Source organism: Testudinibacter crocodili (genome assembly GCF_006228025.1).
In the GTDB taxonomy this organism is placed as follows: Bacteria; Pseudomonadota; Gammaproteobacteria; order Enterobacterales; family Pasteurellaceae; genus Chelonobacter.
This window is the reverse complement of sequence record NZ_VDHF01000049.1, coordinates 1-9,113: the sequence shown is the minus strand read 5'-3', so window position 1 is coordinate 9,113 and position 9,113 is coordinate 1. Positions and strand designations below refer to the sequence as shown.

Genomic DNA, 9,113 nt, shown 5'->3' with positions numbered 1-9,113 from the left:
CGAAAAATAGTCTATAGCTCAAATTATAAACAGAGATCAACAGACCCTAAAACAAAGGGATTATTTTACTATTAGACAAATTTTACTATTACAAAATCTCTTTGGCTTTTGCTACCACATTTTCAACGGTAAAGCCGAACAGTTTGAACAGTTGATCTGCCGGAGCGGATTCGCCGAAGCTGTTCATACCGACAACACGACCGTTAAAGCCGACGTATTTGTACCAGAAATCGCTGATGCCGGCTTCGATTGCCACACGTTTGCTGACCGCACTTGGTAATACGGACTCACGGTAAGCTTGATCTTGAGCGTCAAACACATTGGTGGACGGCATCGAGACAACGCGTACTTTTTTACCTTCCGCATTCAACTGTTCAGCGGCTTTCACAGCCAACTCCACTTCTGAACCGGTTGCGATCAAAATTAAGTCCGGTGTGCCGTCGCAGTCTTTCAGCACATAGCCGCCACGGGCAACATCTGCCAATTGCTGCACGCTGCGATCCATTTGAGTCAGATTTTGCCGGGTGAAAATCATCGCACTCGGACCGTCTTTACGCTCAATCGCCGCTTGCCATGCGACTGCGGATTCGACTTGGTCACAAGGGCGCCAGGTTTGCAGATTTGGAATCAAACGTAATGCCGCAGTTTGTTCAACCGGTTGGTGAGTCGGACCGTCTTCGCCCAAACCGATGGAGTCGTGGGTGTAAACAAACAGTACACGCTGTTTCATCAACGCTGCCATGCGGATAGCATTGTGGGCATATTCCATAAACATCAGGAAAGTAGCACCGTAAGGAATAAAACCGCCGTGTAAGGCAATCCCGTTCATGATAGCCGACATGCCGAACTCACGCACGCCGTAGTTGATATAGTTGCCGTCGACGATATTGGCACGAATTGGCTTTGAACCAGACCACAAAGTTAAATTTGAACTGGCAAGGTCGGCAGAGCCACCCAACAATTCAGGCAGTAACGGTGCATAGGCTTCGATGGCGTTTTGTGAGGCTTTACGGCTGGCAATTGCCGCCGGATTAGCTTGTAATTTTTCGATAAAGGCTTGTGATTGTGCCGCCCAGTTTGCCGGCAATTCGCCGTTGACACGGCGCTTGAATTCGGCAGCTAATTCAGGATAAGCGGCTTGGTAAGCGGCGAATTTTTCATCCCAGGCTTTTTCGGCGGCTTGTCCTTTGGTTTTGGCATCCCATTCGGCGTAGATCTCGGCTGGAATTTCAAATGCCGCATGCGCCCAGTTTAATGCTTTACGGGTTAAAGCAATTTCGTCGTCGCCCAGCGGTGCCCCATGGCTGTCGTGGGAGTTGGATTTGTTCGGAGAGCCGTAACCGATAATGGTTTTGCAAATAATCAATGTCGGTTTTCCGCTTTCTGCTTTGGCTTGTTCAACCGCACTTTTAACTTGTGCCGTATCGTGTCCGTCGATTGCCGGAATCACTTGCCAGCCGTAGGCTTCAAAGCGTTTTTGGGTATCGTCGGTGAACCAGCCGTCAACGTGACCATCAATGGAGATGTTGTTGTCGTCATAAAACGCAATCAGTTTGCCTAAGCCTAAAGTTCCAGCCAAAGAACAGGCTTCATGGGAAATCCCTTCCATCAAACAGCCGTCACCTAAGAACACATAGGTGTGGTGATCGACGATGTTGTGACCGTCACGGTTAAATTGTCCGGCTAAGGTTTTTTCCGCAATTGCCATCCCGACGGCATTGGTGATGCCTTGTCCCAGCGGACCGGTGGTGGTTTCTACGCCGGGCGCATAGCCGTATTCAGGGTGTCCAGGGGTTTTGGAATGCAGTTGGCGGAACTGTTTTAAATCTTCGATGGACAAATCGTAGCCGCTTAAATGCAGCAAGCTATAAATCAACATCGAGCCGTGTCCGTTAGACAACACGAAGCGATCGCGGTTTGCCCAGTTCGGATTGGTTGGGTTATGTACCAAAAAATCGCGCCATAACACTTCGGCAATATCTGCCATGCCCATCGGGGCACCAGGGTGGCCGGATTTTGCTTTTTGTACTGCGTCCATGCTTAAAAAGCGGATCGCATTTGCCAATTCTTTGCGTGAAGCCATGTGATTCTCCTGTTCAAAATAGAAATAATTATTTGCTAAAAAATAGTGGTATGAGTTTACACCAATCCAATCATAAATGCTGAGAGATCATCTCAAGCGCTTAACTTTCAAAATTTTTTTGTGATCTTAATCACAAATATTTCTCATAGCTGAAGATTAATCGACAAACGAAAGTGCGGTTTGCACTACTTCTATGCCAGCATTTGGCTTATGCGCATTTTCGCTTAAATAGCGCCGCCACTGTTTTGCGCCTTTACAGCCCTGAAATGCACCGACCATATGGCGGCTGATATGGTTCAAATGGGTGCCTGCATGCAATTCTTTTTCGATATAAGGCAACATTTTTTCCACCGCTTGCCGTGGCGTGACGACCGCACTTTGCGGATCAAACAGCGCTTGGTCAACGTAACCAAGCAGACTTGGGTTTTGGTAGGCTTCGCGCCCGACCATCACGCCATCGACAAACTGCAAATGCTGTTGCATTTCATCAACGGTTTTAATGCCACCATTAATCATGATAGACAGTTGCGGAAAATCACGTTTCAATTGATAAACCCGTTGGTAATCCAATGGCGGAATCTCACGGTTTTGCTTCGGGCTTAAGCCGGATAGCCAGGCTTTGCGCGCATGAATGATAAACGCTTGGCAGCCTGCGTCAGCCAGCGTTTGTACAAAATCATACAGGAATGCATAGCTGTCAAATTCATCAATCCCAATACGGGTTTTCACCGTCACTGGAATTGAAACCGCACTTTGCATTTTGGCAATACATTCTGCGACCAGATCGGCTTTTGCCATCAAACAAGCACCGAAAAAGCCGTTTTGCACCCGATCGGACGGGCAGCCAACATTTAAGTTAATCTCATCATAGCCGTATTGTTCGGCTTTTTGCGCACAAAGCTGCAATTGCGCCGGATCGCTGCCGCCCAGTTGCAGCGCCAGCGGATGTTCGCCCGGATCGTACAGTAGATGATCATATTTGGCATGGATAATCGCACCGGTGGTGATCATCTCAGTGTAAAGCAAGGCATGCTGGCTAAACTGACGGTGAAAATAGCGGCAGTGGCGAGTGGTCCAGTCCAGCATCGGTGCAACCGAAAAGCGGCCACGAGAATGAGTTTTCATAGGCATAAGCATTAATTAATGTTGAGCGGGTTTGTTTCCGCATGTTGTGTTGAAATGGCACTGGGTTCTGAGATTACCTTTATGGCGCAGGAAAAACCGCACTTTGTTAATACTATTTTGCAGAGAGAGTGGGCTGGAAGCGCGCATAAGATTCAGATTGCCGTGTTTAAAAATATAAAGTTAAAAAATAATCGTTAAAAATAAAAGCTGAACGACAAAATTATAACGGAAAAGACGCGCAGAGAAACCCTTTGTGCCGAATTTCCTTTTCGGCGCATCGATCAACAATCCCATTTTGTTCGGAAATAACATACACTATACACAAATCAATGTTGGAAAAATAGACTATGAAAAAACGCCGCCGAATCGCTGATCAGACATTGCAGCAGAACAAAGCCAATAATAAATCCCAAAAAGGTGAAGTTAGAATTATCGCCGGGCTATGGCGTGGACGCAAATTACCGGTGTTGGACAGTCAAGGTTTGCGTCCGACCACCGATCGGATCAAAGAAACCCTGTTCAACTGGCTGATGCCGTATATTGTCGGTGCCCGTTGTCTGGACTGTTTTGCCGGTAGTGGTAGTTTGGGGTTTGAAGCTCTTTCGCGTCAGGCAAGTGCGGTGCAGTTTTTTGAGCAGGATAAAAGTGCGGTCAAACAGTTGCAGCAGAATTTGCAGCGTTTGGAGTCTCAGCGTGGCTTGATTACTCAGGGCGATACTTTGCAGCTGTTGGCGCAAGGCAATCCGCAGCTGCCGTTTGATATTGTGTTTTTGGATCCGCCATTTCAACAGCAATTGATTGCACCGACGATTGAACGGCTGCAAAGTAATGGCTGGCTAGCTGCGGGCGCTTTGGTTTATGTCGAAACTGAAAAGCAGTTGGCAACGCTGGAAGTGCCGGTGACGTGGCGCTTGTTAAAACAAAAAATCGGCGGTGAAGTCTGTTTTCGTTTGTATCAAACCGCTGATTGAACGACCGCTATCACAACAAAGTTGCTAAAATAGCGCAAAAAAAGGTGATTTAATTCATAAATTGTGATCAATGCCCAATTTTAATGTTTGTTTTCGAACATTGGATAGCAAAAAGTAGCACGGTAGGTTAAAATTCTCAATAGCAAATTTCGTATTCGAATTTTTATAGTGGGGATTTTTATGAACGCAACGTCTACTTGTCGTTCACATAGCGATGTGATCATTATCGGTGGCGGCGCGACCGGTGCGGGAATTGCCCGTGATTGCAGCTTGCGCGGACTGAGTGCGGTGTTGTTGGAACGGCGTGATATTGCCACCGGCGCCACTGGACGTAACCACGGTTTGCTGCACAGTGGTGGTCGTTATGCGGTGAATGATCCAGAATCGGCAAAAGAGTGTATTGACGAAAATAATATTCTAAAACGAATCGCCAGACACTGTATTGATGATTGCAAAGGGCTGTTTATCACCCTGCCGGAAGATGATTTAAGTTTTCAACAGCCGTTTTTGCAAGCCTGTGAACAAGCCGGGATTGATGCTTTACAAATTGAGCCGGCATTAGCACGTCGCTTGGAGCCATCGGTCAATCCGAATTTAATTGGCGCGATTGTGGTGCCGGATGGCAGCATTGACCCTTTCCGTTTAACTTCTGCCAATATGCTTGATGCCAAAGAGCGTGGCGCCCAAGTGTTCAGTTATTGCGAAGTGCGACAGTTGATCCGTGAAGGCAGTCGGATAATCGGCGTGAAAGCCTTTGATCATAAGCATAATATCGAGCGAGAATTTTTTGCGCCGGTGGTGATCAATGCCGCAGGGATTTGGGGGCAAGGCATTGCGGAATATGCCGATCTGAAAATTAAAATGTTCCCGGCAAAAGGGGCGTTGTTGGTAATGGGACACCGTTTAAACAGTATGGTGATCAACCGTTGCCGCAAGCCTGCCGATGCCGATATTCTGGTGCCGGGCGATACCATCAGCGTGATCGGCACCACATCCAGTCGGATTCCTTACGATCAAATTGATAATATGCAGGTGACACCGGAAGAGGTGGATATTTTGATCCGTGAAGGTGAGAAATTGGCGCCTAGCCTACGGCATACCCGCGTGTTGCGCGCTTATGCCGGGGTGCGTCCGCTGGTGGCAACCGACGATGACCCCTCGGGGCGTAATGTCAGCCGTGGCATTGTGTTGCTCGATCATGCGGAACGTGACGGTTTGGACGGCTTTATCACCATCACCGGCGGCAAATTGATCACCTATCGTTTGATGGCAGAATGGGCGACCGATCTTGCCTGTAAAAAACTCAACAAAACCGCACTTTGCAGCACCGCACAGCTTCCGCTGCCTGGTTCGAATGAAAGTGCGGTCGAAACGCATCAAAAAATCTTTTCACTGCCGACGCCACTGCGGGTTTCAGCGGTGTACCGTCACGGTTCTCGTGCCAGTGCCTTGTTGGAAAAAGAGCGCTTGGATCGCAGCCTGATCTGCGAATGTGAGGCGGTGACTGCCGGCGAAGTGCGGTATGCGGTTGATGAATTGAAAGTCAATAATCTGGTTGACTTGCGCCGCCGTACCCGAGTCGGCATGGGAACTTGCCAAGGTGAACTCTGTGCTTGCCGTGCCGCCGGGCTGATGGCACGCTTTAAAGTCGCCAATCCGCAGCAATCCACCCAGCAACTGGCCTCTTTTATGGAAGAGCGCTGGCGTGGGATTGAACCGATTGCTTGGGGAGATGCGTTGCGTGAAGCAGAATTTACCTCATGGGTTTATTACGGCTTACTGGGGTTGAATGATGTGTCGCTGCCGACACCCCAACAATTACAAGGAACCGACAACAATGAAGTTTGATAGCTTAATCATCGGCGGCGGCTTGGCAGGGTTAACTTGTGGTATCCGTCTGCAACAAAGCGGTCAGCGCTGTGCAATAGTCAGTAACGGACAGAGCGCACTGGATTTCTCTTCCGGTTCGCTAGATTTGTTAAACCGATTGCCAAACGGTGAAAATGTACAACATGCAGCGCAAGGATTAGTGCAACTGGCACAGCAACAGCCGCAGCATCCGTACAGTTTGTTAGGGGCGGAAACCGTGTTGGCAAAAGCGGCACAATTTGAACAGCTTGCTGCAGCGCTGAATTTAAACCTGATTCGTGGTGGACAGCACAATCATTTGCGCCTGACACCGTTGGGGGCATTGCGTCCGACCTGGCTTTCGCCTGCCAGCGTGCCGACCTTTGACTGGGCTGATAAAATCTTGTCGCCACAAAAAGTTGCGGTATTGGGCATCGAAGGCTTTAACGATTTTCAGCCGCAACTGCTGTGTGAAAATATGCAGCAGCTACCGCACTTTGAACTGTGGCGCATGCATTTTGATTATTTGCATATTCCGGAATTGGATCATTTGCGCAGTGATGCTCGTGAATTTCGCAGCATCAATATTTCACAGGCATTGGAGCATAAACTGAATTTTCAGCAGTTAGTTTCTGAGCTAAAAAAAGCAGCAAAGGGCGCGACCATGGCATTTTTGCCGGCCTGTTTCGGTTTAGATAACGATAATTTTTTACAACAGTTGCAGCAAGCTTGTGGCATTAAACTGTTTGAACTGCCTACGTTACCACCTTCACTACTGGGAATTCGCCAGCACCGCTTATTGCAAAAAGCCTTTGAACACGCAGGTGGGATTATGATGAAAGGCGACAGTGTACTGCGTGCTGAGATGCACGAAAACCGTGTAACCGCACTTTATACCCGTTTGAACGAAGAGGTGGCACTGAGTGCCGATCATTATGTGTTGGCAAGCGGCAGTTTTTTCAGTAACGGTTTGGTTGCTGAATTCGATCAGATTGTCGAACCAATTTTTGGGCTAGATCTGTTTAGCCAGCAGCAGCGCAGCCAGTGGACTCATCGTCGTTTTGCCTCTGCTCAGCCTTATCAACAGTTTGGTGCTAAAATTAATGTCCATTGCCAAGCGATGAAACAACAGACGGTGATCGATAATTTATATGCAATCGGCGCGGTGGTTGGCGGTTATGATGCGATTCACCAAGGTTGTGGTTCCGGCGTGGCGGTGGTGACGGCGTTGGCAGTGGCAGACCGAATTTTGCAGGAGAAAAGCGTATGAATTTACAGGAATTGATTCAACAGGCAGAGCGTACGCAAACCCAAATTCATCAAGACAACAGTTTTGAAAGTTGTATCAAATGCACTGCTTGTACTGCCGTTTGTCCGGTTTCACGCAATAATCCGTTCTATCCGGGGCCGAAACAGTCTGGCCCTGACGGCGAGCGCTTACGTTTGAAAAGTGCCGAATTTTACGATGAAGCGCTGAAGTATTGCACCAACTGCAAACGTTGCGAAGTTGCCTGCCCGTCCGATGTCAAAATCGGCGATATTATTGTGCGTGCCAGAAATCGTTACAGCAAAAAACAGGATAAACCGGCAATTCAAAAATTGCGTGATGCGGTGTTAAGCAACACCGATATTATGGGATCGCTTTCCACGCCGTTTGCACCGGTGGTCAATGCCTTGACTGGTTTGAAAGCCACTCGTTTCTTGTTGGATAAAACTCTGAAAGTGGCTAAACAGCGCAGCCTGCCCAAATATTCATTCGGCACTTTCCGTCAGTGGTATGGCAAGGTAGCTGAAAGGCAACAGCAATATCCAGAAAAAATCGGTTACTATCACGGCTGCTATGTCAATTACAACAATCCCACCTTGGGCAAAGAGCTGATTGAGGTGTTTAATGCGATGAATATCGGCGTGCTGTTGTTGGAAAAAGAGAAATGCTGTGGCGTGCCGTTGATGGTTAACGGCTTTCCGGAGCGGGCGAAAAAACAAGGTGAGTTTAATCTTCTGCAATTGGAGAAAGCCATTAGCGAACGCAAACTGGATATTGTCGGCACCTCTTCCACCTGCACCTTGACCCTGCGTGATGAGTATCAACATATTTTAGGTTTGGATAACCACAAAGTGCGGTCACATATCCAATTGGTGACACGCCATTTATACACCTTGTTGCAGCAAGGCAAAACGTTGCCGCTGAAACCACTGCCGCTGCGAGTGGCATATCATACCGCCTGCCATATGGAAAAGAGCGGTTGGGTGCCGTATACCATTGAAGTATTGCGAAAAATTCCGCAACTGGAGATCGTGATGCTGAATTCGCAATGCTGTGGTATTGCCGGCACTTACGGTTTCAAATCGGAAAATTATGACACGGCGCAAGCGATTGGCAACGGCTTGTTCCAGCAGATCGATCAGGGCGGGTTTGACTATATTGTTTCCGATTGTGAAACCTGCAAATGGCAAATTGATATGTCCACCAGCCGCCAATGCTTGCACCCGATTACCCTGTTGGCGATGGCGCTGGATAACTAGTTGGATAATGACAATGTGAGCGCTCGTTAAGAACAAAGTGCGGTATCCCACTGCACTTTGCGCAAAAATATGTTTTAATAGACAAATTAACTCATCTTACAACCGCTCTTTGTGCTATGAATAATATCGCCTTATCTTACCTTCTTAATTTGCTGGCGCGCCGTGATTACAGTGTGTATGAAATTCAACAGAAAATGCGGGCAAAAGCATTCAGTGAAGCAGAAATTGAAACAGTGATCGAACATTGTCAGCTTAAAGGCTGGCAAAGCGATCAGCGCTTTTGCCAACACTTTCTGCTGGCACGCAGCCGCAAAGGTTATGGCCCGTTGCGGATTCGGCAGGAGTTGCAGCAAAAAGGGATTGAAACAGCGCTGATTGCGCAACAACTGGCAACGGATCAGATTGACTGGTTTGCACTTGCCGAGCAGGTGTTTGCTAAAAAATATGGCGATCATACGCCAACAGAGTGGACGCCGGTACTGAAACAAAAGGCTTGGCGCTTTATGTTAAGCCGTGGTTTCCAAACCGATCATTTCTCGCATTTGTTGAAAATTGAGTGC

General features: G+C 48.0%; 7 protein-coding genes. 5 read left to right on the top strand and 2 right to left on the bottom strand.

The window, feature by feature from the left end:
* Nucleotides 1-88 precede the first annotated feature (88 nt).
* Entirely contained in the window at nt 89-2,083 is a 1,995-nt protein-coding gene (tkt, locus tag FHQ23_RS05595) for a transketolase (RefSeq protein WP_139613430.1), read from the bottom strand.
* 156 nt (nt 2,084-2,239) lie between these two features.
* Complete coding sequence (gene dusA / locus FHQ23_RS05590; protein WP_267963626.1) at nt 2,240-3,208, bottom strand: tRNA dihydrouridine(20/20a) synthase DusA; 969 nt, start codon at nt 3,206-3,208, stop codon at nt 2,240-2,242.
* A gap of 347 nt (nt 3,209-3,555) precedes the next feature.
* On the opposite strand from dusA, the gene rsmD reads away from it, so the two are divergent.
* The 5 genes from rsmD to recX all read left to right on the top strand — a co-directional run.
* Nucleotides 3,556-4,179, top strand: coding sequence for a 16S rRNA (guanine(966)-N(2))-methyltransferase RsmD (gene rsmD / locus FHQ23_RS05585; protein WP_139613428.1), 624 nt, complete (start codon nt 3,556-3,558; stop codon nt 4,177-4,179).
* Nucleotides 4,180-4,359: 180 nt separating this feature from the next.
* Nucleotides 4,360-6,027 (top strand): anaerobic glycerol-3-phosphate dehydrogenase subunit A, encoded by a 1,668-nt coding sequence (gene glpA / locus FHQ23_RS05580; RefSeq protein WP_139613427.1) that lies wholly within the window; start codon nt 4,360-4,362, stop codon nt 6,025-6,027.
* Nucleotides 6,017-7,297, top strand: coding sequence for a glycerol-3-phosphate dehydrogenase subunit GlpB (gene glpB / locus FHQ23_RS05575; RefSeq protein WP_139613426.1), 1,281 nt, complete (start codon nt 6,017-6,019; stop codon nt 7,295-7,297). Before glpA ends, glpB begins: the two co-directional genes overlap by 11 nt.
* Nucleotides 7,294-8,553 carry an anaerobic glycerol-3-phosphate dehydrogenase subunit GlpC gene (gene glpC, locus FHQ23_RS05570; protein WP_139613425.1) on the top strand — a complete coding sequence of 420 codons (1,260 nt, stop codon included), beginning with the start codon at nt 7,294-7,296 and terminating at the stop codon, nt 8,551-8,553. The genes glpB and glpC overlap by 4 nt, the downstream gene beginning before the upstream one ends.
* Nucleotides 8,554-8,669: 116 nt before the next feature.
* Nucleotides 8,670-9,113 (top strand): recombination regulator RecX (recX, locus tag FHQ23_RS05565; RefSeq protein ID WP_139613424.1); only part of this gene is annotated, 444 nt, incomplete at its 3' end.